Below are 21,882 nucleotides of genomic sequence, written 5' to 3'. Positions count from 1 at the left end.
CCTGCTGCCGCACGGCCTGCGCTCCTGGTCATTGCTTGTTCCGCCAACCGGCTGAACTAACGCCGCATCACCCCGGCGTATGCTCTCCCTCCTTGGCGCTCGCCTTGGCCGGTTGCCGCCGCAAGCTGCGCCCCATGCGCTTGAACCAGTGCTCGAGGTCGTCGACATAGGTAAACACGGCCGGCACCACCAGTAAGCTCAGCAAGGTCGAGGTGATCAGCCCGCCCATGACCGCGATCGCCATCGGCGCGCGGAAGCTGGGGTCGCCCGACAGCCCGAGCGCCAGCGGCAGCATGCCCGCGCCCATCGCGATGGTCGTCATCACGATCGGCCGGCTGCGCTTGTGGCAGGCGTCGACCAGCGCGTCGAAGCGGTTCATGCCGGCCTTGCGCGCCAAGATCGCGTAGTCGACCAGCAGGATCGAGTTCTTGGTCACGATCCCCATCAGCATGATCAGGCCGATCATGGTCGGCATCGACAGCGCATTGCTGGTGATGAGCAGCGCGATGAAGGCGCCGCCGATCGACAGCGGCAGCGCCGCCAGGATGGTCACCGGCTGCATGAAGTCGGTGAACAGCAGCACCAGCACCCCGTAGATGCACAGCACCCCGATCAGCATCGCCACGCCGAAGCTGGCGAACAGCGCCTGCATCTCCTGGGCGTCGCCCAGTTCGGCGATCTGCACCGAAGCCGGCAGGCCCTGGAACACGGGCAGGGCGCGCGCCTCGGCGTTCACCTCGCCCAGCGAGCGGCCGGACAGCTCGACCTCGAGCGTGACGTTGCGGCTGCGGTTCAGGCGGTCGATCTGGGCCGGTCCGCTCTCCATCGTGATCGTGGCCACGTTCGACAGCAGCACCGGGCCGGCGGCGCCGGGCACGGTCAGGCGCCCCAGCGCATCGAGGTCGGCGCGCACCGCGTCCGGCAGCTTGACCCGGATCGGCACCTGGCGCTCGGCCAGGTTCATCTTCGCCAGCGCCTGGTCGTAGTCGCCGGCGGTGGCCACGCGCACCGTCTCGCCGATCGCCGCGGCGGTCACGCCCAGGTCGGCGGCGCGCGCGAAATCGGGACGCACGATGATCTCGGGACGCACCAGCGAGGCGCTCGAGCTGACGTTGCCGATGCCTTTCAGGCTGCGCAGTTCGCGCTCGGCCTGGCGCGCCGCGACGTTCAGCGCTTCCGGGTCCTCGCTGCGCAGCACCAGCTGCATCTTGGTGCCGGTGTCGGCCGCGCCCACGTTGAAGCGCGCGCCCGGGATCTGCGCCACGCGCTCGCGGATGCCGCGTTCGATGCTGGATAGCGACTCGTCGCGCTCATCCCGGTGCGCCGTGGTCACGGTCAGCACGGCGCGCCGCGCCTCGGCCGCCGCGCCCGGCGCGAAGGCGTCGCCGCTGGAGCCGCCGCCGATCGAGCTGAAGATGCTCTTCACGCCCGGCACCTGCATCGCCGCCAGGCGCGTCTGCTCGGCCACGGCGTGGGTCTGGGCCAGGGTCGAACCCGGCGGCAGCTCGACGTTGATCTGGGTCTGCGAGCGGTCCGCCGGCGGCACGAAGCCGGTCGGCAGCAGCGGCACCAGGGCGATCGAGCCGAAGAAGAAGACGGCCGAGCCGATCGCCGTGGCCAGGCGGTGGCGCAGGCACCAGCGCATCGCGCGCATGTAGCGGCGCATCAGCGGACCGTCCTTTTCCTCGTGCGGCTTGGCCGGCTTGAGCAGGTAGGCGGCCATCATCGGGGTCAGCAGGCGCGCGACCAGCAGCGAGGCCAGGATCGCCAGCACCGCTGTCCAGCCGAACTGCTTGAAGAACTTGCCGGGAATGCCGCCCATGAAGGCGGTCGGCAGGAACACCGCCACCAGCGAGAAGGTGGTCGCGATCACCGCCATGCCGATCTCGTCGGCCGCTTCCAGCGCCGCCTGCATCGGCGTCTTGCCCATGTTCAGGTGGCGCGAGATGTTCTCGATCTCGACGATCGCATCGTCGACCAGCACCCCGATCACCAGCGCCAGCGACAGCAGGGTGACCATGTTGAGCGTATAGCCGAACAGGTACTGGCCGAGGAAGGCCGGGATCACCGACAGCGGCAGCGCCGAGGCGGCGATCAGGGTGGCGCGCCAGTCGCGCAGGAACCACCACACCACCAGCACCGCCAGCACCGCGCCTTCGTACAGCATCTCCATCGAGGCGTCGAAGTTTTCCTCGACCGCGAACGAGTTGTCGATCACTTCGCGCAGCACCACGTTCGGACGTTCCTTCTGGAGCTGGACCATGGCCGCGCGCGCGCCTTCGGCGACGTCGACCTCGCCCGCGCCGCGGGTGCGGAAGACCTCGAAGCCGACCGCCTTGCGCCCGTCCTGCTCGGCGATCGCGCGCGGCTCGGCCACCGTGTCGGATACCTTCGCGATTTCGTCCAGGCGCACATGGCGGCCGTCGGGCAGGGGGATGTCCATCGCCGCCAGGGCCGAGGCGCTCTGGACGGTGGCGATGGTGCGCACCGACTGCTCGGCGCCGCTGACGTCGCCGCGCCCGCCGGGCGCTTCGCGCTGCACGTTGCGCAACTGGCGCGAGACGTCCAGGGCGGACACCCGCAGCGCGGCCATGCGGGCGTCATCCAGCTCCACCCGGATCTCGCGGAACACGCCGCCGACCCGCTTGACGGCGCCCACGCCGGGCACGCTCAGCAGGCGCTTGGCGACGTCGTTGTCGACGAACCAGCTCAGCTCCTGCTCGTCCATCATGCTGCCCGCGCCCGGCGCCGGCGCGGCGACAAAGGTCGTCACCACCCGGCCCGCGGTGGCGGTCTTGGTGACGCTCGGGTCGCGCATCTCGGCCGGCAGGTCGGCGCGCACCCGCGACACGGCGTCGCGCACGTCGTTCACCGCGTCCGACAAGTCCTTTTCGAGGATGAACTCGACGGTGACGGTGGCCACGCCGTCGAGCACGCGGGTATAGATGTTCTTCACCCCTTGCAGGGTGGCGATCGAGTCCTCGATCTTGCGCGCGACCTCGGTTTCCAGCTGGGCCGGCGCGGCGCCGTCCAGGACCGCGCTGACGGTGACGATCGGCAGCTCGATGTCCGGGAAGTCCTGCACCTTGCTGGCCTTGAAGGCCATCAGGCCGGCCACGGTCAGCAGGGTGAACAGCATGATCGCCGGGATCGGGTTGCGGATCGAGAGGGCGGAAAAGTTCATGGTCTGCTCCGCTCAGCGCGCCGGGCCCGGGCGCGCGGCCTGCGCCGGCGCCGGGACGTTGCGCACCAGGTCGCCGTCGTTCAGGAAACCGGCGCCGCTGACCACGATCTGGGCGTCCGGGGCCAGGCCGCCGGTCACCTCGACCCGCTCGCCCAGGCGGCGGCCGGTGCTCACCTTCATCTGGCTCACGCGGCTGTCCGGATTCAGGCGGAACACATAGGAGAAGCCGTCGCGCACCGCGATCGCCTGCTGCGGTACGGTCAGCGCATTCGTCGCGCCCAGCTCGAAACGGCCGCTGGCGAACATGCCGGCCTTCAGCGGCGCGTCGGGCGACAGCGCCGGCGGCAGGTCGACGTAGACCAGCGCGATGCGCGTCTGCGGATCGACCGAGGGCGCGACGGCGCGCACCTTGCCCGTGACCGCGCCGCCGCTGGCGGCGCGCACGGTGGCGGACATGCCCGGCCTGACGCGGCCCAGGTCGGGCGCCGTCACTTCGGCGCGCCATTCGAGGCGTCCCTGGCGGATCATGCGGAACAGTTCCGTGCCCACGCCGATCACGGCGCCCACGGTGGCGCTGCGCGCCGAGATGATGCCGCTGTCGGGCGCCACCACCTGCGTATATTTCAGGCGCAGCTGCTGCTGGGTGAGGACCGCCCTGGCCGAGTTGACGCGCGCCGCGGCGGTGCGATCGGCCGTGACGAACTGCGTGATCTGCTGTTCGCTCATCGCGCCCGAGCTTTGCAGCGCCCGCGCGCGCGCCGCATTGGCCCTGGCCTCGGCGGCGTTGGCCTGCGCTTCCTGCAGGGCGGCTTTCGCCTGCTCGACGTCGGCGCGCACGGTCTCGTCCGAGAATACGGCCAGCACCTGGCCCTTTTTCACCACGTCGCCCACGTTGACCCTGACCTCGTTGAGCCGCAAGCCGCCGGACTCGCTGCCGATGATCGCCTCCTGCCACGCGGCGATGCTGCCGTTGGCGCTGAAGCCGAGCGGCAGGCTGGCGCTGGCGGGACGCGCGGTGGTGACGGTCAGCGCCGGCTTGGGCGGCGGCGCTTTCTCGTCCTTCGCGGTGGCGCGGCCGGCCATGGACAGCGCGGCCAGGGCGCACAGGGAGGCTACCGCGCCGGCCAGCAGCGCGGCTCCTGGAATCCTAATCGTTCGCATGATTCGCATGTTTTCTTCACTCTTGGGTAACGAGCAAGTGTAGCAAAAGGCGACCCGCTCACCGCGCGCAATCGGGCCCTGCAGGCGAGGCGTACAATCGTCGCGTCGACCGGAGGGGAGGGAGCATGCGCATATTGCTGATCCTGGTGCTGGCGCTGCTGGCGGGCGTGCCCGCCGTGGGAGCGCCCGCCATGCTCTCCCATCGCGAGGCCGCGCACCTGCTGAACCGGCTGGGCTACGGCCCCGCGCCCGGCGAGGTCGAACGGCTGCGCAGGCTGGGCGCCCCGGCCTGGATCGACAGCCAGCTGCATCCCGAACGGCTGGCGCTGCCCGAGGCCTTGCGCACGCGCCTCGCTACCCTGGCGCGGATGGAGCAGGAACAGGATACGCCCATGCAGGCGATGCTGCTGCGGGCGCTCGGCAGCCCACGCCAGCTGGAAGAGGTGATGACGCGCTTCTGGCTGGACTGGTTCGGGCTGTCCCCGGCCGCCGCGGAGGCGCTGCGCCCCAGCGTGTTCCGGCGCTACCGCGATCTCGCCGCCGCGCTGGCCCCGCTGGGCGGGCGCGCCGCGCCGGCGGCGGGCGTGGACGGCCTGCACCTGCGGCGCGCGCTGGCGCGGTACTTCGTGGGCCGGCCGGTATCGGAGGCGCTCGACGCCCGGATGGGCGCCGCCTGGCGCCGTGGCGGCGGCGCGCTGCGTCCCGTATTGCACGTGCTGTTCGCCAGCCGCGAATTCCTGGCGCCGGACGCCATCGGCAGCCAACGGAAGGACCGCTTCCGCTTCATCGTCTCGGCGCTGCGCGCGACCGGCACCGACGTGGCCAATGCCGCGCCGCTGCTGCCCCTGCTGGACGATGCACGCGCACCGGATCGTTTCATCGAGGCGCTCGCCGCCGGCAGCCTCGGGGTGGCGGCGCTGCCGCCGGGCGCGCACGAACATGCGTCGTCCGCGCTGCCGGCACGGGCGCTGCCGGCGGGCCAGGAACGGCCCGGCGTACTGGCGCCGCCGTCGGCCTGGCCGTCGAGCGCCAGCACGCCGGCGGCCCGCGCGATGGCGGCGGCGACCCGCAGCCCGGCGCCCGATCCGGCGCGCCTGCTCGAGGCGCTGGAAGGGACGGTCGGCAGCGCGACGCAGGCGGCCGCGCGGGAACGCACTCCGGCCGAGGCCGTGCGCCTCCTGATCGCCAGCGAGGACTTCCTGCGCTACTGACTCAGGCCGCGCGCACCGCCTGGGCCACGGCGGCCAGGATCTCTTCGGAGGCGGCCGGGTCGTGGATCGCGCGCGCCAGCACGATGCCGCCGATCATGGCGGCATAGGCAGTGATGGCGCGCCGGCGCCTGTCCTCAGGTGTGCCATCCCCGACCGCCTCGGCCAGCACCGCGATCTGCGCCAGCGCGCCCTCGCCGAGCGCCTCGCGCACGGCAGGGCCGAGCCGGGCCGCATCGGCCCCGAGGGCCGCCACCGCGCAGCCCTGGCCCGGCCGGTCGCGGTGCTCGCCCGACAGGTAGTCGCCGGACAGCTTCGCCAATGCCTTCCCGGGATCCTCTTCGACGGCGGCGCGCCAGTTGCCGGTCCACTCGTCCATGATGCCGGCGCAGGCTTCGGCCAGCAGCGCTTCCTTGGACTCGAAATGCTTGTAGAAGCCGCCATGCGTCAGGCTGGCCGCCTGCATCAGGTCGGCCACGCCTATGCCGTCAAACCCTTTCTCGCGAAATAAGCGGGCCGCTGTCTCGACCACGCGGGCGCGGTTCTGCGCCGCTTGTTCCCTGCTGACTTTCATGGTTCACCTCAAAAATCTCCTTGACTTTATAGATTATACCCGTAATATATAACGCATAGATGACGATCGTCATCTAAAACCAACCTGCGAGGATTGATCATGAAATTCAAAGCGTTCGGCCGCCGCACCGGCTTGCGTGTTTCTCAACTGGCGCTGGGCACCGGCAATTTCGGTACCGGCTGGGGCTATGGCGCGGAACGGGCGGAAGCCAGGGCGATGTTCGACCGGTATGCGGAGGCGGGCGGCAATTTCATCGATACCGCCGACAACTACCAGGGCGGCCAGTCGGAGCAGATGGTGGGGGAGTTCATCGCGGCCCAGCGCGACCATTTCGTGCTGGCGACCAAGTACACGCTCGGCGTCAGCGGGCAGGGCACCCCCGGCACGACCGGGAATAGCCGTCGCGCCATGGTGCAGTCGGTCGAGGCGAGCCTGAAGCGCCTGGACACGGACCGCATCGACCTGCTGTGGGCCCATTTCCCGGACGGCGAAACCCCGGTGGAGGAAATCATGCGCGGCTTCGATGACCTGGTCCGTGCAGGCAAGATCGTGTACGGCGGCCTGTCGAACTTCCCGGCATGGCGCGTGGCGCGCGCCGATGCGATCGCGGAACTGCGGGGCTGGGCGCCGCTGGCCGGCATCCAGACCGAGTACAGCCTGGCCGAACGCTCGGCCGACCGCGAGGCGATCCCGATGATCGAGGCGCTCGGCCTGGGAGGCGCGCTGTGGTCGCCGCTCGGCGGCGGGGTCTTGACCGGGAAGTACCGGAACAACGAGGCCGGCCGCCTGCAGGGCCTGGGCGGCGTCCTGCTGCGCAGCGAGAAGTCCGAGCGCGACACGGCGGTGGTCGATACCGTGATCGCGATCGCCGGCGAAACCGGCGCCACGCCGACCCAGGTGGCGATCGCCTGGCTGCTGCACCGCGACGCCGCCTCGGCGACCGCGCTGGTGCCGATCCTGGGGCCGCGCACGGTGGCCCAGCTCGAAGGTACGCTGGGGGCGCTGGAGCTGGCCCTGTCGTCTGAACAGATGGAACGATTGAACACCGTCAGCGCCTTCGCGCCGAACGCCGCGCAGCAGACGACCCTGGAAACGGTGGGCCAGATCACCGGCGGCGCGCCGGAACGGGTGGCCGCACCCAAGGTCCCGGTGGCCTGAGAATGGCAGCGGCAGTGCGTATGATGCACTGCCGCAAAATCAAGTTCCCGTGTGTATATACGTAAGATAAAGCCTACGTTCGGACAGTATTTTTACGGTATTGCAGCGCACAATAAGTTGGGATATATTGGAACTGTCTCCTCCAGTTTTCTCCGAAAATTGGATTCCCGCCCACCAGCCGTCAGGTTCGTGGGCGTCTTTTTTTCCAGATCCCCAACAATCAACTTATCAGGCGTCTTCGCCCTGGAAGGCATTCGCGCGCCAGGTCAGCACCAGGGTGTCGCGGTGGCCGTGCTCGCCCGTCGGCTGGATCGGCGTGGATTCGTGGATCACCGCCGCGTCGTCCAGCAGCAGCATGGTCCAGGGCTCCAGCATCGTGAAGCGCTGGCCCGCCGGGCCGTCCGCCTCGAACACCCGGGTCTCGCCGCCCTTGATGTTGTGCCGGCCGATGAGGATGACGGCGACGAAGTCGACGCCGTCGCGGTGCGCGCCTTCCGGGGTCGGGCGGCCGATGCCGTCCGCGGTATCGATGCGGAACTGGTGGGCCTCCACATGCCAGCGCTGGTGGCCGCGCACGCCGGAACAGGCCTCGCCGAGGGCGCGCAGCAGGCGGCTCCAGGCCGGATTGGCGACCGTGCTTGGCTCGACCGGCGCGAACAGGCGGTGCATGCCGCCGTGCAGGGCGTTGTACTCGACCGGCTGCCAGTGCGCGCGGTGCGGCGTCTGGACCAGCGACTGGCCGTCGTCGATGAAGCAGGAGTGGCGGCGGCGCCGGTAGCGGCCGCCGTCCTTCAGGTAGTTGTCCAGCTCGAGATGGTCCCAGCCCGGCGCGAGCGTGTGCAGCTCGTCGAGGGTGCAGCCCGCCAGCCGGGCCACGTCGAGGGGACGCAGCAGGGCATAACCGGTGCTGCGCAGGGAATCCGCCAGCTGCGACGGTTCGGTATAGGGAGGTTGCGGGGTAGTCATGCCGGCTAGCGTAGCACTTTTCCACGCAGCCGGTCTGAGCCTTACCAATTCCTGGTGAAGGTGATGCGCGCCGAACGCGGCTCGATCGGATGGAAGTGGACATCCTCCACAGCGTCCGCTTCGCCCGCCAGGCGCGAGGCGTAGTAGTAGTCGATCGCCGAGTCGCGCCGGTTGGTCAGGTTGAAGCCTTCGAGCTCGATCCGCATGTCCTTTGAAATCCGGTAGCCGATCCGCCCGTTGAGGGTGACGCTGGCCTTGCTCCGGACACTGTCGTCCTCGACGAGCGGGCGCGGGCCGAACCAGCGCAGGCGCAGCGCGCCCGACCACGGGCCGGAGCGGTCCATCGTCAGGCCGAGCTGGGCCACGCCTTCGACCGCGCCGGGGATCCTGCGGCCGGCGTCCCGGTCTCCGGCCGGATTCCCGCCACGCGAACGGGCGCGCGCATAGGCGGCGTCGAAGTCGATCGACAGCCACTTGAGCGGGCGGTAGTAGTTCGAAAACTCCAGCCCATAGCGCCGGCTCGGATCGCCCGCCTCGGTATTGCCGGCGTCGCCGATATAGGCCAGTTCGGAATCGAAGTCCAGGCGGTACAGCGACAGCGAGGTCTGCATCTTCGGGATCGCCTCGGTGCGGATGCCCAGCTCATAGCCGCGCGAGCGCACCAGGCCCGGCGTGCGATCGACCGGGTCGAGGGTCTTCGGATCGACCGAGGCCACCGTGCCGCGCGCATCGTTGCTGTGGAAGCCGTGGCCGTAGTTGGCATACAGCTCGGTCGAGGTCCACGGACCGTAGACGATGTTCAGCGAGGGCGTCACCAGGCTGTCGTGGGCCCGGCCCGAATTTTCCGGGCGGTCGCTGTCGACACGGAAAGCGTAGCGGCTGGCGCGCACCCCGGCCACCGTGCGCAGCGCCTCGCTCCAGCGCGTCGCGCTTTCGACGTACACGGCGCCGCTGGTCTCGAGGATGTGGTCTTCGCGGGTGGTCGCCAGGCGGCGCCGCGCGCGCGTGTCGTACAGGCCGTTGAAGATGTTGTCGTTCTGGAACGAGGCGCCGACCGTCAGGTCGGACGAAAACTGTTCGCTGCGGTGCACGTGCCAGGTGTGGCTGCCGTCCAGGCCCGTGCTCACGCGCCGGTCGGGCTGGCTGAACTGGTCGCCATTCACCGGATCGTTCAGGAAGTAGCTGAAGTTCGAATACAGGTCGAGGCGGTTGCGGATCGCGTAGGCGCTCAGCTTCGAGGCCGAGCCGGCATCGGTGCGGCGCCACACGCCGGACAGGCTGAAGCGGCGCGCCTCGCCGCCATCGCTCCCGTCGAGGGCGTCGTAGCGGCCGATCTGCCCCTGCTGCACCGCGCGCAGCGGGATCTGGTCGGTCGCGTTCCAGTGGCCGCTGTAGCCCATCGCGGTCACGCTCCAGCCGTTGTTGGCGTAGCCGCGGCTGTAGCGCAGCACGGCGTTGAGCTTGCGGTAGCCGTCCGGCCGGGTCCACGGGCCGTCGTTCTTCATCAGCTCCAGCGCGTACAGCAGGCTGCCCCCGGCCAGGGCGGGCGAGCCGGCCAGCACCGTGCGCGCATGGCCGTCCTGGCCCAGCGTCGCCGATGCCAGGGAACGCACCAGCCGGTTGGCATAGGCGAGCGAGGCCACGCCGGCCGACGAGAAGTCGCCTTCGCGCGCGGAGTAGGGGCCCTTGCGGTAGTCGAGGCGGCCGACCAGCTCGGGGATCAGGAAATTCAGGTCGGTCCAGCCCTGGCCGTGCGCGTGGCTGCGCTGGTTGACCGGCATGCCGTCGACCCAGGTGGCGAGGTCGGTGCCGTGGTCGAGGTTGAAGCCGCGCAGGTAGAACTGGTTGGCCTTGCCTTCGCCGCTGTGCTGGCTGGCGATCAGGCCGGGCGTGACTTCGAGCAGCTCGCCCGGGCGGTAGGCGATGCGGTTTTCCAGGTCTTTCGCGCCCGCGCTGCCGGCGCCGGCGGAGTCGGCGATGCCCAGCTGGCTGGCGCGCGCGCCTTCGACCAGCACGCGCTGGAGCACGAAGTCGTCGGCGTGGGCGAGGCTGGAAACGAACAGCGCGGCCAGCGCGCAGGGAAGGGGACGAGCCTGGATCATGGCGCCTGGCGCGCCGGCTGTTCGAGGGCCTGGCGCATGAAAGTCAGTGAGCGGACGGCGCCGCCTTCGTTGAGGTTGACGGTGTTGACCTGGTCGGGCAGGAAGTCGACCAGCACGCCCTGGCGGATGGCGGCGGCGCTGGAGACCGGCATGCCTTCGGCTTCCTGGTAGATCACCACGCTCTGGGCGTCGATCGTCATGCCGACCCAGCGCACCGGCAGGCGCCTGCCGTCCTGCGCCTTCAGCCAGAACTGCTGCTCGACGTACCTGCGCAGCACGTCCTGGTCTTCCGGATCGCTCAGGTCGAACTGGCGCTGGTACAGGTTCGCCAGCAGCGCCTCGATGTCGTGCGCCATGTAGGTGTGGATGATCTCGGTGCTCTTGGTGCGTTCGTTGTACGAGATGTCGGTGAGGCCCGTGTGGAAGCGGTGCGCCGCCACCTGCGCGCTCACGCACAGCAGCAGGGCGGCGCCCAGGGTCTTCAGGAGACGCGCCCTCATTGCCCGTCCTTCGCCTGGCTGGCCGCCGGATCGCCGGACCGCTTCAGCGGCGTGCGGAAGTCGCGCATCAGGTTGTTCTGGTCACGCTCGGTCTTGAACAGCTCCAGGCGCGACGGGATCGTCTTGCGCGGCCAGGCGTTGTTGCCGACGTCGATGTCGGCGGTTTCCCAGTACGGGTCCTGGACCAGGCCGACGATCGGCTCGTCGGTCATGAACAGCTTGGTGATCTTCTGGGGCGAGAAGCGCCACACTTCGGCCGGGATGCGCTCGATGTACTTCTTGCCGCTCTTGAGTTCGATCTCCACGATCAGCGGCATGACCAGCCCGCCCCTGTTGCTGAAGTCGACCAGATACAGGTGCTTGCCGGTCTTGAGCAGCTCCTGTTCCCAGTCTTCCAGCTCGTTGACCGTCTCGGCGTACTTGTTGCGGTCCTTGTTGGTGACCGTGAAGTCGTCGTGTTCGTTATAAAAATCCTTCAGCTCCGGATGGGCGTCGACGCGGCGCGGCATGCCCTTGTTGCGCTGGTCGGTGAGCGACACCGGCTCGGCCGCCTTGCGCATGCGCTGCAGCGCCTTCTCGACGTCCGGATCCTTGCTGCTGACGGTGTATTCGCTGATGTCGTCGACGCTGATGTCGACCGCATCGGTGGTGTAGAACCAGCCGCGCCAGAACCAGTCGAGGTCCGTGCCCGACGCGTCTTCCATGGTGCGGAAGAAGTCGGCCGGGGTGGGGCGCTTGAACTTCCAGCGCTCGGCGTACTCGCGGAAGGCGAAGTCGAACAGTTCGCGCCCGAGGATGGTCTCGCGCAGGATGTTCAGGGCCGTCGCCGGTTTCGCATACGCGTTGTTGCCGCGCTGCGGAGTCGACTCGGCATTCGTCATGATCGGCGCCTGGTTGGTGCTGCGCATGTAGTCGGCGATCGCGCGCGCTTCGCCACGGCGCCCGGGGAAGTTCTCTTCCCAGGCCTGCTCGGCGAGGAATTGCAGGAAGCTGTTCAGGCCCTCGTCCATCCAGGTCCACTGGCGTTCGTCGGAGTTGACGATCATCGGGAAGTAGTTGTGGCCGACCTCGTGGATGATCACGCTGATCAGGCCATACTTGCTCGCCTTCGGATAGGTGATCTCGCCGGTCTTCTTGTCCTTGACCGGACGGCGGCCGTTGAACGAGATCATCGGATATTCCATGCCGCCCACCGGGCCGTTGACCGAGATCGCGACCGGATACGGGTAGTCGAAGGAATACTTGTTGTACTGCTCGATGGTGTGGACCACGGCGGGCGTCGAGTAGCGTTCCCACAGCGGATTGGCTTCGGCCGGGTAGTAGGACATCGCCATCACGTCCCGGCTGCCGCTCCTGATGCCCTGGGCGTCCCAGATGAACTTGCGGCTGCTGGCGAAGGCGAAATCGCGCACATTGTGCGCCCTGAAGCGCCAGGTCCTGGTGGTGGTGGCGCGGCCCTTTTCGTTCGCTTCGGCCTCGCGCTGGGTCACGATCATGACCGGCGTGTTCGACGTGCGCGCCTGCTTCAGGCGCTCGCGCTGCGCCGCGGTGAGGACCTCGCCCGGGTTCTGCAGCTCGCCGGTCGAGGCCACGATATGGTCGGCGGGCGCCGTGATCTCGACCTCGTAGTCGCCGAATTCCAGGGTGAACTCGCCGTCGCCGAGGTACTGCTTGTTCTGCCAGCCGGCCGCGTCGTAGTAGGCCGCCATGCGCGGGAACCACTGGGCGATCTCATAGATGTCGTTGTTGTCGTCGAACTTCTCGAAGCCCATGCGGCGGCCCAGCACGTTCATCTCGGGCACATTGAAGCTCCACGCGACGTTGAACGAAAAGCGCGCGCCCGGCTTCAGCGGCTGCGGCAGGTCGATCCGCATCATGGTCTTGTTGATCGTGTGGCGCAGCGGACGGCCGTCGCTGCCGGTCACGCCGTGGATGTCGATGCCGCCCGCGAAAGTGCGCGATGCGAGGTTGAAGCGCAGGGCGTCGAACTTGACGCCGTCGTTGCCGCGCGCCTGCCAGGCGTCGCGCGAGGGCAGGGTGGCGATATTGCGGTTGTCCGAGTCGCCGCGGAACATGTTCTGGTCCAGCTGCACCCACAGGTAGGACAGGGTGTCGGGCGAATTGTTGTGGTAGGTGACGGTGCCGGAACCCTTGAGCGCGCGCTGCGCTTCGTCGAGCGTGACGCGCAGGCGGTAATCGGCGCGCTGCTGCCAGTAGGCGTGGCCGGGCGCGCCGGACGCGGTGCGGGTCGCGCCCGGCGTCGGCAGCAGCTCGTCGAGCTGGCGGAACTTGTCGTCGAAGGCCGGGGCGGCGTGGGCGGCGGCGCTCAGGAAGAAGGTCAGTGCGGCAAGGCGTGCGTGCAGGTGCTTGAGTGTCATGCTGTGGTAGGACTGCAAAATAAAGAACCGGCAGGGCGTCGTGCGCGCTGCCGGTGAGAGTGGGCACGGATGTCGCCCACGTTCAATGGTCGCCCGATCGGACGATCACTCGGACTTCGATGCTTCTCCCTCGTCCTTGGTCTTGAGCTTGGTATTAAAGTCGCGCATCAGGTTGTTCTGGTCACGCTCGGTCTTGAACAGCTCCAGGCGCGATGGCGCTGCCTTGCGCGGCCAGCCATTGTTGCCGACGTCGATGTCGGCGGTCTCCCAGTACGGGTCCTGCACCAGGCCGACGATCGGCTCGTCGGTCATGAACAGCTTGGTGATCTTCTGGGGCGAGAAGCGCCATACCTCGGCCGGGATGCGCTCGATGTACTTCTTGCCGCTCTTGAGTTCGATCTCCACGATCAGCGGCATGACCAGCCCGCCCTTGTTGCTGAAGTCGACCAGATACAGGTGCTTGCCGGTCTTGAGCAGCTCCTTTTCCCAGTCTTCCAGCTCGTTGACCGTCTCGGCGTACTTGTTGCGGTCCTTGTTGGTGACCGTGAAGTCGTCGTGTTCGTTATAAAAATCCTTCAGCTCCGGATGGGCGTCGACGCGGCGCGGCATGCCCTTGTTGCGCTGGTCGGTGACCGACACCGGCTCGGCCGCCTTGCGCATGCGCTGCAGGGCCTTCTCGACTTCCGGGTCCTTGCTGCTGACGGTGTATTCGCTGATGTTGTCGACGCTGATGTCGACCGCATCGGTGGTGTAGAACCAGCCGCGCCAGAACCAGTCGAGGTCCGTGCCCGACGCGTCTTCCATGCTGCGGAAGAAGTCGGCCGGCGTGGGGCGCTTGAACTTCCAGCGCTGCGCATACTCGCGGAAGGCGAAGTCGAACAGCTCGCGGCCGAGGATGGTCTCGCGCAGGATGTTCAGGGCGGTGGCCGGCTTGGAGTAGGCATTGTTGCCGAACTGGAGCAGGGACTCCGAATTGGTCATGATCGGCACCTGGTTACGGCTGCGCATGTAGTCCAGGATGGTGCGCGTATCGCCGCGGGCATCCGGCCAGTCCTCTTCCCATGCCTGCTGGGCCAGGTACTGGACGAAGCTGTTCAGGCCCTCGTCCATCCAGGTCCACTGGCGTTCGTCGGAGTTGACGATCATCGGGAAGTAGTTGTGGCCGACTTCATGGATGATCACCCCGATCAGGCCATACTTGGTGCGCTTCGAGTAGCTCAGTTCGCCGGTCTTCTTGTCCTTCACGGGCCGCGGGCCGTTGAACGAGATCATCGGGTATTCCATGCCGCCCACCGGACCGTTGACCGAGATCGCGGTCGGATACGGGTAGTCGAAGGAGTACTTGTTGTACTGCTCGATGGTGTGGATGATCGAGTGGGTCGAATAGCGCTCCCACAGCGGATTGCCTTCCTTCGGGTAGTAGGACATCGCCATGACGTCGGTATTGCCGCTCTTGACGCCCTGGGCGTCCCAGATGAACTTGCGGCTGCTCGCGAACGCGAAGTCGCGCACGTTGTCGGCCTTGAAGTGCCAGGTCCTGGTGGTGGTGGCGCGGCCCTTCTCGGCGGCTTCGGCCTCGGCCTGGGTGACGATGAGGACCGGCTTCTTCGCGCTGCGCGCCCGCTGCAGGCGCTCGCGCTGGACCGGGGTCAGGACTTCGCCCGGATTCTGCAGCTCGCCGGTCGAGGCCACGATGTGGTCGCTCGGCACGGTGATGCGCACGTCGTAGTCGCCGAATTCCAGGGTGAACTCGCCGGCGCCCAGGAACTGCTTGTGCTGCCAGCCATAGACGTCGTAGTAGGCCGCCATGCGCGGGAACCACTGGGCGATCTCGAACAGGTCGTTCTTGTCCTCGAACTTCTCGTAGCCCGAGCGGCCGCCGAGCACCTTCTGCTCGTTGATGCTGTAGCTCCACTCGACGCTGAACGACACGCGCGCGCCCGGCCGCAGCGGCTGCGGCAGGTCGACGCGCATCATGGTCTTGTTGATCGTGTACGGCAGCGGGCGGCCGCCGCTGTCCCTGACGCCCTTGATGTGGAAGCCGCCCGGGAAGGTGCCGGCTTCGAGCATCGAGCGCAGGCCGTCGTACTTCAGGCCTTCCTCGGGCGTGCCCGGCCTGGTCCAGGCCTCGCGCGAGGCGACGGCGGCGCTCAGGCGCGCGTCCGAATCCGGCTTGTAGATGTTCTGGTCGAGCTGCAGCCAGAGGTATTTCAGCGTATCGGGGGAATTGTTGTGGTAGGTGATCGTGCCCGCGCCGCTGATCGCACGCTTCGCTTCGTCGAGCGTCGCCCGGATCGTGTAGTCGGCGCGCTGCTGCCAGTAGGCCTGGCCCGGCGCTCCCGACGCGGTGCGGATCGCGCCCGGCGTCGGCAGCAGCTCGTCGAGCTGGCGGAACTTGTCGTCGAAAGGTGCGGCAGCGAACGCCGAGGCGGCAAGACATAGCGCCGCCAGCCCGATGGGCAAACGAATCATACTTCCCCTGGAATTATATTTGGAATAGGAAAAACTATTCTAGCCTTAGCTCCACGGCAATTGGTTTGGGGAATTGTAAAAATCCTGATACATAGTGCATATGACCGTGATTCTACAGTGGCAGGGCGCTTTTGGCGTCGAATCGATAGTCAAAGTGCCGATTGGCATGGCATTTGTTCAGACGCCTATTCGGCCGGCATCGAGAAGATGAAGGAGGTGCGCCCGCCTGCCGATTCGACCCGGATCGCGCCGTCATGCCCGCGTGCGATCTGGTCGACGATGTACAGGCCCAGTCCCAGGCCCTCGTCGCCGGCGCGCGACGAGGCGCGCCAGTAGGGCTTGAACAGCTGGTCGATCATGGCGGGGCTCAGGTCCGCTCCTTCGTTGCTGACCTCGAGCACGAAGCTGCTGTCGTCGATGTGCGCCTTGACGATGATGGGACGTTCGGGCGCGCCGTGCACCAGGGCGTTCTTGAGCAGGTTGGACAGCAGCTGGGCCAGGCGCTGGGCATCGCAGCGCAGCGACATGCCGGGGGCGATCGCCGTGACCAGCCGGCGGTTCGGGTAGGCGGCGCGCAGCTCGTCCACCACCTGTTCCAGCAGCGGGCCGATGTCCTCGTGGCGGCGCAGGTCGAGCGCGATGCCGGAACCCATGCGTCCGCGCGTGAAATCGACCACGTCGTCGACCAGGCCGGCCATGCGCCTGGCGCTGCGGCGGATGCGTTCGACCACCTGCAGGGTGGCCGGATCGGTGCTGCGCAGCTTCAGCAGGTCGGCGCCGTTCAGGATGGCGCCGAGCGGCGTGCGCAGGTCGTGGCCGAGCACCGCGATGAACTGCTCGCGCAGCTCGGCCGTCTCGCGTTCGGAAAACAGCGCCGTGCGCGCCGCGCGCAGCGAACGCTCGGTTTCCAGCTGGCGCGAGATCAGCTCGGCGAACAGGCTCAGGGCCGACACCGTGCCGGCGTCGGTCAGGCGCGCCGGTTCCGGATCGATGCCGCACAGGGTGCCGAAATAGAAGCCGTCCGGACGGAAGATCGGGATCGAGAAATAGCTCTGGAAGCCGTACAGGCGCGGCGTGGGGTGGTCACGGTAGCGTTCGCTATGCCGGACGCTGTCGATGATGACGGGCTGCAGGGTTTCATGCACTTCCTGGCAGATCGTGGTGCTGATGTCGAGCTGGTCGCCGGGCTTGAGCCCGAAGTCGAGCCGGTCATGCACCGCGCAGGTGGTCCAGGAGGTGGCGGTGACGTGGGCGATGCAGGCGAAGCGCAGCCCGGTCATGGCCGCGACGGTCTCGAGGATCCGGGGCACGGCGCTGATTGCCTGGATCTCGTTGACGTAAATGGAAACGTCCTCGTCCATGGTGGCGCTCCTATGCATATAGGAATGTCCGTGGCGCGCCACCTGCCGGGCTGCCGGCTTTATACCTGCCAGCGGCCGTCCTGGTAGACCTGTTCCTCGCCCAGGTACACGGCCTCGGTGACGGCGAATACGTCGATATGGTAGCGCGCATCCTTGCGTTTGAAACCCGGCTTTGGATAGACCCCGTGCTTGGCGCCGAGCGACAGGTGGATGCCGCACATGCGCTCGTAGGTGCCGATATCGTCGACCCGGCGCTCGCGCGTGAAGGCGCGGTTCAGGCCGAAGCCGAGTTCGCGCACCCAGACCTCGCCCTCGTCGGCGCGGATGATGTCGAGCACTTCCTGGAAGGCCGGCGTGGCGTTCTCGGCCGCCACCACGCGGCCGCGCTCGATCACCAGGGTGACCGGCGTATCGGGGCGGTTGGAGCGGTAGCTGGTGTCGCCGAACACATGCACCTGGACCCGGCCGTGCACCGCCTCCAGGTCGAGCGCCTCGGTGAACACCTCGCCGATCGGGAACTGGCCGCCGACGTTGTTCATCTCGCTATAGTCGCCCACGTTCAGCTTGGCCGGCTCGAAGGCGGAGGCGAAGTGCAGGGTCTCGCCGCCGCCGCACACGCGCGCATGCGGCGCCGTGTCGATGCGCGCCTTGAGCGCGCGGCCGGTGCCGCGGAAATAGGCCGGGTCGTAGGCCAGCGCCTCGATGTAATGCTCGCGCTGCACGCCGGGCATGCGCGACAGGTGCACGTGCTCGATCACCTTCAGGCCCAGCTTGAACAGCTCGACGCGGATGCGGAAGCCGTCCAGGCGGAAATTGGTGGATTGCAGCAGCACCACCAGGTCCTGCGCGGCCATGCGCCGGAAGGCCGCCAGCACCTCGTCCGGGGAAGTCGCATCGAAATCGATGAAGCTCGCCTGCGGCAGGTTGCGGCGGTAGGCCTCGAGCAGGGCGCGCGACAGGGCGGTGCGGGTGTCGTACACGACCAGGGCCGCATGCGCGGGGCCGTGTTCGATGGCGAACGCCAGCACGTCGGCCAGGTGGGCCGCGGCGGCGTCGATGGCGTGAAGGGGGAGGTCGTCCGCCTGCGCGGCGGTGGTCAGGGCTGCGGAATGCATGGCGACAATCTGGGTTATCCGGGCCGTCATTATAAGGTCGAAGACCGAAGTTCCCCCGATAGGCCCGTTTATTGATCCTGGCAGTGTCACCCCATGCTACCCCTCGAACGGCGCGCCGCGCGACAGTTGGTGGCGCTATGATTTGAGCAACAACAACGACCTCGACAGGTCGTGTTTCGATAAATCAAATGGCGGCGTGAACGGTACAAAGACATGGCATACCGATGGGAAACGCCTGCCAGTATCTGGCAGGAGGACGACAGGAACGGGCAGTTCGAACTGCTGGCGACCGAGGGACTGGGCCGGATCGACTGGCAGTCCCACGCGCGCAGCCGGCTGCCCGACGTCGCCCATCTGCTCGGGGCTTCGCTGCCCACCGCCTGCGCCTGCGCCCCCATCTATCCGGAAGGCTTCGCCCACTGCCCGAACTGCGGCCGTCCGCTGCAGCGCCTGGACGGCCTGCCGTCGCGCCGGCAGGGCTGGTGGGGACCGGGCGACGACCAGTCGCTGCCGCGCCACGTGCCGCACGGGCTGCCGGTCACCGCGCTGGCGCTGGGCGACAGCCTGGAGGAACGTCCGGCCTCTCCGGCACCGGGGCGCGCCGACCTGGCGATGCCGGCGCCGCCGAATGCAGTGTGCGTGTTCGCCGCCGCCGGTTTCGGCTTTCCCGGCCAGCGCCTGCTGGCGCTGGCGCACGGGCGCGGCGTGCTGCAATACTGGGATCCGCTGGCGCAGCTGTGGCATGTGCTGGCGCCCGAGGATGGCGCGGCCGGCCTGGCCTTCGGCGCCTCGGCATATGCATGGCTGCCGGCCCGGGAGGCGCGCCGCGGCGAGGTCGCCCTGGTGCCGTCCGCCTCCGGCCTGCACCGGCTGTGGATCAACCCGCTCAGCGAAACCTACCGCACCGAGACCATCCTCGATGCGCCGGTCGCGGCGGCGCCCGGCCTCATGCGCCGCCACCTGGCCTGCCTGGCCGTCGCCGAGGATGGCGTGCACCTGTGGAGCGCGCGCACCGACCTGGCCGACATCCAGGACCACGTCTGTGCCGACCTGCCGGCGTCCGGCTGGTCGCGCCCGATCGGCTACGACGGCCGCCTGTTCTGGCTGCACGAACAGGGGCAGCTGGCCTGGCGCCCGGGCGAGGTGCCGCACTTCCTGCCCTGGCCGCCGCACTGGCAGCCGCGCCTGGCCTTCGGCGGTCCGACCCAGGGCCGCGACGGCCGCCTGTGGCAGATCGGCCATGACGGACAGGGCTATTCCTTCCTCGAACTGGGCGCGGAGCAGCCGGCGCAGGCGCCGATCGACGGCGCGCGCCTGGGGTTCGCGAACTTCCTGTTCCGGCGCGGCCATCCGGTGGTGGACGAGCCGTGGTCGGCCGAGCACATCGAAGACCTGGGCCAGGACGACACCCTGGTGCTGCCGCTGCTGCGCAGCTTCAACAACAACCGCAGCCAGCCGAGCGGCCTGGTGCTGCGCCTGCACAAGTACACCGGCCGCGCCGAGGATGCGCTGGGCGAGCGCGTGATCCCGCGCGCCACGGTCGAATGGATCGGCCGGCGCAACGTGATCCTCGACGAGATCGCGCGCCTGGCGCGGCCCCTCGAGTGCGTGCCGCTGGTCTACGACAACTGCCTGTGGCTGCACCATCCCGACTGGAGCCAGATGCGCGGCTGGCGCCTGGACGAGCTGGCGTGAAGATCCTGTCCCGCTCCCTGGCCGCGGCCCTGCTGGCCGGCGCGTCCGCCGCTGCCCTGGCCATCCCGCACGTGTTCCTGGTGCAGAACTCGGGCTGGATGGAGCCTTTCTACAGCGACCCGAAGTCGCCCTTCAAGCCGCTGGTCGGCGCGCTGGCCGGCAGCGTGGTGCAGCCGGGCGACGCCCTGGTGCTGGCGGCCTTCAACCAGTCGCTGCCCGGTGCGCCGTCGCCGCGCGCGCTGCTGTCGCTGAAGGCGGGGCGGGAGAGCGTGCGCCCGCGCGTCGTGCAGGCGCTGGCGGCGCTGGACACGGCGCGCAAGCCGGGCAGCGGCGCCCTGGCCGATACCGACCTGGGCGAGGCGGTGAGCGCCGCCATGCGCCAGGCGCTGGGCGGCAAGCCCGGCATCGTGTGGCTGGTGACGAACAACCGCAACAGCCCGCACAACGACCAGGCGACGGCGGCGCGCAACCGCGAGTTCTACCGGCTGATCCACGACGGCCAGGCCATCGCCAAGGCCTTGGCCTTCCCGCTGCGCATGCCGGTGAAAGGCAGGCATTACAGCGCCAACGGCCTGATGGTGTATGCCTTCGCGGTGGGCGCCGAGGGCAGCGCCGCGCTCGACGCACTGCTGGCGGCGAACAGGGTGCAGCAGGTGATCACCGAGGCGCCGGCCCGCCTCAAGCCGCTCGACCGCGGCACCGTGCGGCTGGCGCCGCGCAAGGTCGAGAACGCGCCCGGCGTGTCCTTCGCCCAGGCCGCCGGCGGCCTGCTGCGCGCCGACGTCGCGCCGGATGCGCGCACGCCGAAGGCGCGCATCGAATGGCAGCTCGAAAACACGATGTACCCGTACACGATCGCCTCGGCCACGCTGTCGGCGCGCTCCCTGCTGGCGGGCGAGAACCGCCCGATCGCCCTCGAGAGCAGCCGCGTCCAGGACCTCGCGCCCGGCAGGCCGGCGCCGCTCGGCTCGACGATGGCGCTGCCGGTGGCCCACATGCCCGACAAATGGTCGGTGGCCGCGCTCAAGTCGGCCGGCTCGGCCTACGTGCTGCCGGGACGGATCGAACTGCACCTGGCCGACCAGAAGCTGGTGCTGTCGCAGGCCTTCCGCACGCGCATGGCGGAGCTGTTCCCGGGCGACCCGCTGCCCGACATCTTCATCCCGCCGGCGCGGGTGCAGGCCTCCAGCGCCGTGCTGCCGGTCGAGGTGAGGGTGCACTACGGCATGGGACCATTGATGGCGCTGGGCGCCGGCATGCTGGCCCTGCTGGCGGCCGCCGCGGCGGCCGCGTATGTCTGGGCCCGCCCGCGCGTGGCCCAGCTCACCGTGGAGGACGAGCCGCGCACCATGCGCGGCCGCGCCGGCACCACGCAACCGGTCTATGACAGGGCCGGCAAGCAGGTGGCCCAGCTCAGGACCACCCTGTTCGGCCACCAGCTGCTCGATGTGCGCGAAGGCGCACAGGTGCGGCTCGGCCGCTGACGACGAAAGGACACACCATGCAAGGAACCCAGCCACCCGCCACCGCCCCGTCGCCAAGCGATCCCGGCTTCAAGCTGCCGGAAGAATCGGCCTCGCCCCAGGATACGCTGCCGAAGACCGCGCCCGACACCGCCGGCCGCCCGGTCGAGGTGGTGCCGGGGATGGAAGGCGCGGCGCCCGTGACCGACACCTCGAACCGCGACCTGGCGATCGGCGCCGCCGTGTTCCTGGTGCTGCTGGTGATTTACTTCTTCGTGCGTAACGCCTACGTGCACCACCTGGTGGTGCGCCGGGTGGCGCCGTCGTCGGCCGGCAGCGCCGGCTGGATGCTGTTCGTCGGCCTCGGCTTCCTGTCGGCGGCGGCGGTGCTGGCGATGATCAACGCAAGCAAATTCCTGACCTTCGCCGTCATGGGCCCGCTGCTGGCGGTGGGCGTGGTGGCGCTGGCCGCGGCGCTGCTCACCGGACGCCGCTGAGCGGGCGCCGCTGAGCGGGCGCCGTCACCTAAAAAGCTGAAAGAGAAC

15 protein-coding genes are annotated in these 21,882 nt (G+C 68.7%); 5 read left to right on the top strand and 10 right to left on the bottom strand.

Annotated elements, in window-relative coordinates:
• Positions 1-67: 67 nt before the first annotated feature.
• Positions 68-3,184, bottom strand: a complete 3,117-nt coding sequence (locus H162_RS0101905; RefSeq protein ID WP_020651750.1) for an efflux RND transporter permease subunit — start codon at positions 3,182-3,184, stop codon at positions 68-70.
• Between the two features lie 12 nt (positions 3,185-3,196).
• On the bottom strand, positions 3,197-4,345 hold the full coding sequence (locus H162_RS0101900) for an efflux RND transporter periplasmic adaptor subunit (protein ID WP_020651749.1): 1,149 nt from the start codon (positions 4,343-4,345) through the stop codon (positions 3,197-3,199).
• A 125-nt stretch (positions 4,346-4,470) separates the two neighbouring features.
• On the opposite strand from H162_RS0101900, the gene H162_RS0101895 reads away from it, so the two are divergent.
• A complete protein-coding gene (locus H162_RS0101895) occupies positions 4,471-5,556 on the top strand; it encodes a DUF1800 family protein (RefSeq protein ID WP_020651748.1) in 1,086 nt (361 codons plus the stop codon).
• A 1-nt stretch (position 5,557) separates the two neighbouring features.
• Here the strand turns inward: H162_RS0101895 and H162_RS0101890 are convergent, their stop codons facing one another.
• On the bottom strand, positions 5,558-6,127 hold the full coding sequence (locus H162_RS0101890) for a TetR/AcrR family transcriptional regulator (protein ID WP_020651747.1): 570 nt from the start codon (positions 6,125-6,127) through the stop codon (positions 5,558-5,560).
• Positions 6,128-6,226: 99 nt separating this feature from the next.
• On the opposite strand from H162_RS0101890, the gene H162_RS0101885 reads away from it, so the two are divergent.
• The gene (locus H162_RS0101885; protein WP_020651746.1) at positions 6,227-7,285 is read left to right on the top strand and encodes an aldo/keto reductase; all 1,059 of its coding nucleotides are present in this window, start codon (positions 6,227-6,229) and stop codon (positions 7,283-7,285) included.
• A gap of 228 nt (positions 7,286-7,513) precedes the next feature.
• On the opposite strand, the gene H162_RS0101880 is transcribed toward H162_RS0101885, so the two are convergent.
• From H162_RS0101880 to H162_RS0101850, 7 genes are all read right to left on the bottom strand, one after another.
• Positions 7,514-8,251: a 2OG-Fe dioxygenase family protein gene (locus H162_RS0101880; RefSeq protein WP_020651745.1), complete on the bottom strand. Its 738-nt coding sequence runs from the start codon at positions 8,249-8,251 to the stop codon at positions 7,514-7,516.
• 41 nt (positions 8,252-8,292) lie between these two features.
• Entirely contained in the window at positions 8,293-10,353 is a 2,061-nt protein-coding gene (locus H162_RS0101875) for a TonB-dependent receptor (protein ID WP_020651744.1), read from the bottom strand.
• Positions 10,350-10,853 (bottom strand): DUF6702 family protein, encoded by a 504-nt coding sequence (locus H162_RS0101870; RefSeq protein WP_020651743.1) that lies wholly within the window; start codon positions 10,851-10,853, stop codon positions 10,350-10,352. The genes H162_RS0101875 and H162_RS0101870 overlap by 4 nt, the downstream gene beginning before the upstream one ends.
• The gene (locus tag H162_RS0101865; protein WP_020651742.1) at positions 10,850-13,231 is read right to left on the bottom strand and encodes a M1 family metallopeptidase; all 2,382 of its coding nucleotides are present in this window, start codon (positions 13,229-13,231) and stop codon (positions 10,850-10,852) included. The genes H162_RS0101870 and H162_RS0101865 overlap by 4 nt, the downstream gene beginning before the upstream one ends.
• Positions 13,232-13,336: 105 nt before the next feature.
• Positions 13,337-15,703, bottom strand: a complete 2,367-nt coding sequence (locus tag H162_RS0101860; RefSeq protein WP_040786138.1) for a M1 family metallopeptidase — start codon at positions 15,701-15,703, stop codon at positions 13,337-13,339.
• A gap of 185 nt (positions 15,704-15,888) precedes the next feature.
• The gene (locus H162_RS0101855; protein ID WP_020651740.1) at positions 15,889-17,064 is read right to left on the bottom strand and encodes a GAF domain-containing sensor histidine kinase; all 1,176 of its coding nucleotides are present in this window, start codon (positions 17,062-17,064) and stop codon (positions 15,889-15,891) included.
• A gap of 59 nt (positions 17,065-17,123) precedes the next feature.
• Positions 17,124-18,179: a hypothetical protein gene (locus tag H162_RS0101850; protein ID WP_020651739.1), complete on the bottom strand. Its 1,056-nt coding sequence runs from the start codon at positions 18,177-18,179 to the stop codon at positions 17,124-17,126.
• Between the two features lie 213 nt (positions 18,180-18,392).
• Between H162_RS0101850 and H162_RS0101845 the strand changes: the two genes are divergently transcribed.
• The 3 genes from H162_RS0101845 to H162_RS0101835 are packed head-to-tail and all read left to right on the top strand — an operon-like array spanning position 18,393 to position 21,834.
• The gene (locus tag H162_RS0101845) at positions 18,393-19,874 is read left to right on the top strand and encodes a hypothetical protein (protein WP_020651738.1); all 1,482 of its coding nucleotides are present in this window, start codon (positions 18,393-18,395) and stop codon (positions 19,872-19,874) included.
• The gene (locus tag H162_RS0101840; protein WP_020651737.1) at positions 19,871-21,358 is read left to right on the top strand and encodes a hypothetical protein; all 1,488 of its coding nucleotides are present in this window, start codon (positions 19,871-19,873) and stop codon (positions 21,356-21,358) included. The genes H162_RS0101845 and H162_RS0101840 overlap by 4 nt, the downstream gene beginning before the upstream one ends.
• A gap of 17 nt (positions 21,359-21,375) precedes the next feature.
• Positions 21,376-21,834: a hypothetical protein gene (locus H162_RS0101835; RefSeq protein ID WP_020651736.1), complete on the top strand. Its 459-nt coding sequence runs from the start codon at positions 21,376-21,378 to the stop codon at positions 21,832-21,834.
• The last annotated feature ends 48 nt before the right edge of the window (positions 21,835-21,882 follow it).

Origin of the sequence: Massilia niastensis DSM 21313 (assembly GCF_000382345.1) — a bacterium.
Lineage (GTDB): Bacteria > Pseudomonadota > Gammaproteobacteria > Burkholderiales > Burkholderiaceae_D > Telluria > Telluria niastensis.
This window is presented reverse-complemented; position numbering and strand designations above follow the sequence as displayed.

What these genes read in the sequence shown, in the direction of transcription:
- H162_RS0101905 (WP_020651750.1), bottom strand. Translation starts at nt 3,184, where the DNA reads ATGAACTTTTCCGCCCTCTCGATCCGCAACCCGATCCCGGCGATCATG.
- H162_RS0101890 (WP_020651747.1), bottom strand. Translation starts at nt 6,127, where the DNA reads ATGAAAGTCAGCAGGGAACAAGCGGCGCAGAACCGCGCCCGCGTGGTC.
- H162_RS0101880 (WP_020651745.1), bottom strand. Translation starts at nt 8,251, where the DNA reads ATGACTACCCCGCAACCTCCCTATACCGAACCGTCGCAGCTGGCGGAT.
- H162_RS0101850 (WP_020651739.1), bottom strand. Translation starts at nt 18,179, where the DNA reads ATGCATTCCGCAGCCCTGACCACCGCCGCGCAGGCGGACGACCTCCCC.
- H162_RS0101845 (WP_020651738.1), top strand. Translation starts at nt 18,393, where the DNA reads ATGGCATACCGATGGGAAACGCCTGCCAGTATCTGGCAGGAGGACGAC.
- H162_RS0101875 (WP_020651744.1), bottom strand. Translation starts at nt 10,353, where the DNA reads ATGATCCAGGCTCGTCCCCTTCCCTGCGCGCTGGCCGCGCTGTTCGTT.
- H162_RS0101835 (WP_020651736.1), top strand. Translation starts at nt 21,376, where the DNA reads ATGCAAGGAACCCAGCCACCCGCCACCGCCCCGTCGCCAAGCGATCCC.
- H162_RS0101900 (WP_020651749.1), bottom strand. Translation starts at nt 4,345, where the DNA reads ATGCGAACGATTAGGATTCCAGGAGCCGCGCTGCTGGCCGGCGCGGTA.
- H162_RS0101855 (WP_020651740.1), bottom strand. Translation starts at nt 17,064, where the DNA reads ATGGACGAGGACGTTTCCATTTACGTCAACGAGATCCAGGCAATCAGC.
- H162_RS0101895 (WP_020651748.1), top strand. Translation starts at nt 4,471, where the DNA reads ATGCGCATATTGCTGATCCTGGTGCTGGCGCTGCTGGCGGGCGTGCCC.
- H162_RS0101865 (WP_020651742.1), bottom strand. Translation starts at nt 13,231, where the DNA reads ATGACACTCAAGCACCTGCACGCACGCCTTGCCGCACTGACCTTCTTC.
- H162_RS0101885 (WP_020651746.1), top strand. Translation starts at nt 6,227, where the DNA reads ATGAAATTCAAAGCGTTCGGCCGCCGCACCGGCTTGCGTGTTTCTCAA.
- H162_RS0101870 (WP_020651743.1), bottom strand. Translation starts at nt 10,853, where the DNA reads ATGAGGGCGCGTCTCCTGAAGACCCTGGGCGCCGCCCTGCTGCTGTGC.
- H162_RS0101860 (WP_040786138.1), bottom strand. Translation starts at nt 15,703, where the DNA reads ATGATTCGTTTGCCCATCGGGCTGGCGGCGCTATGTCTTGCCGCCTCG.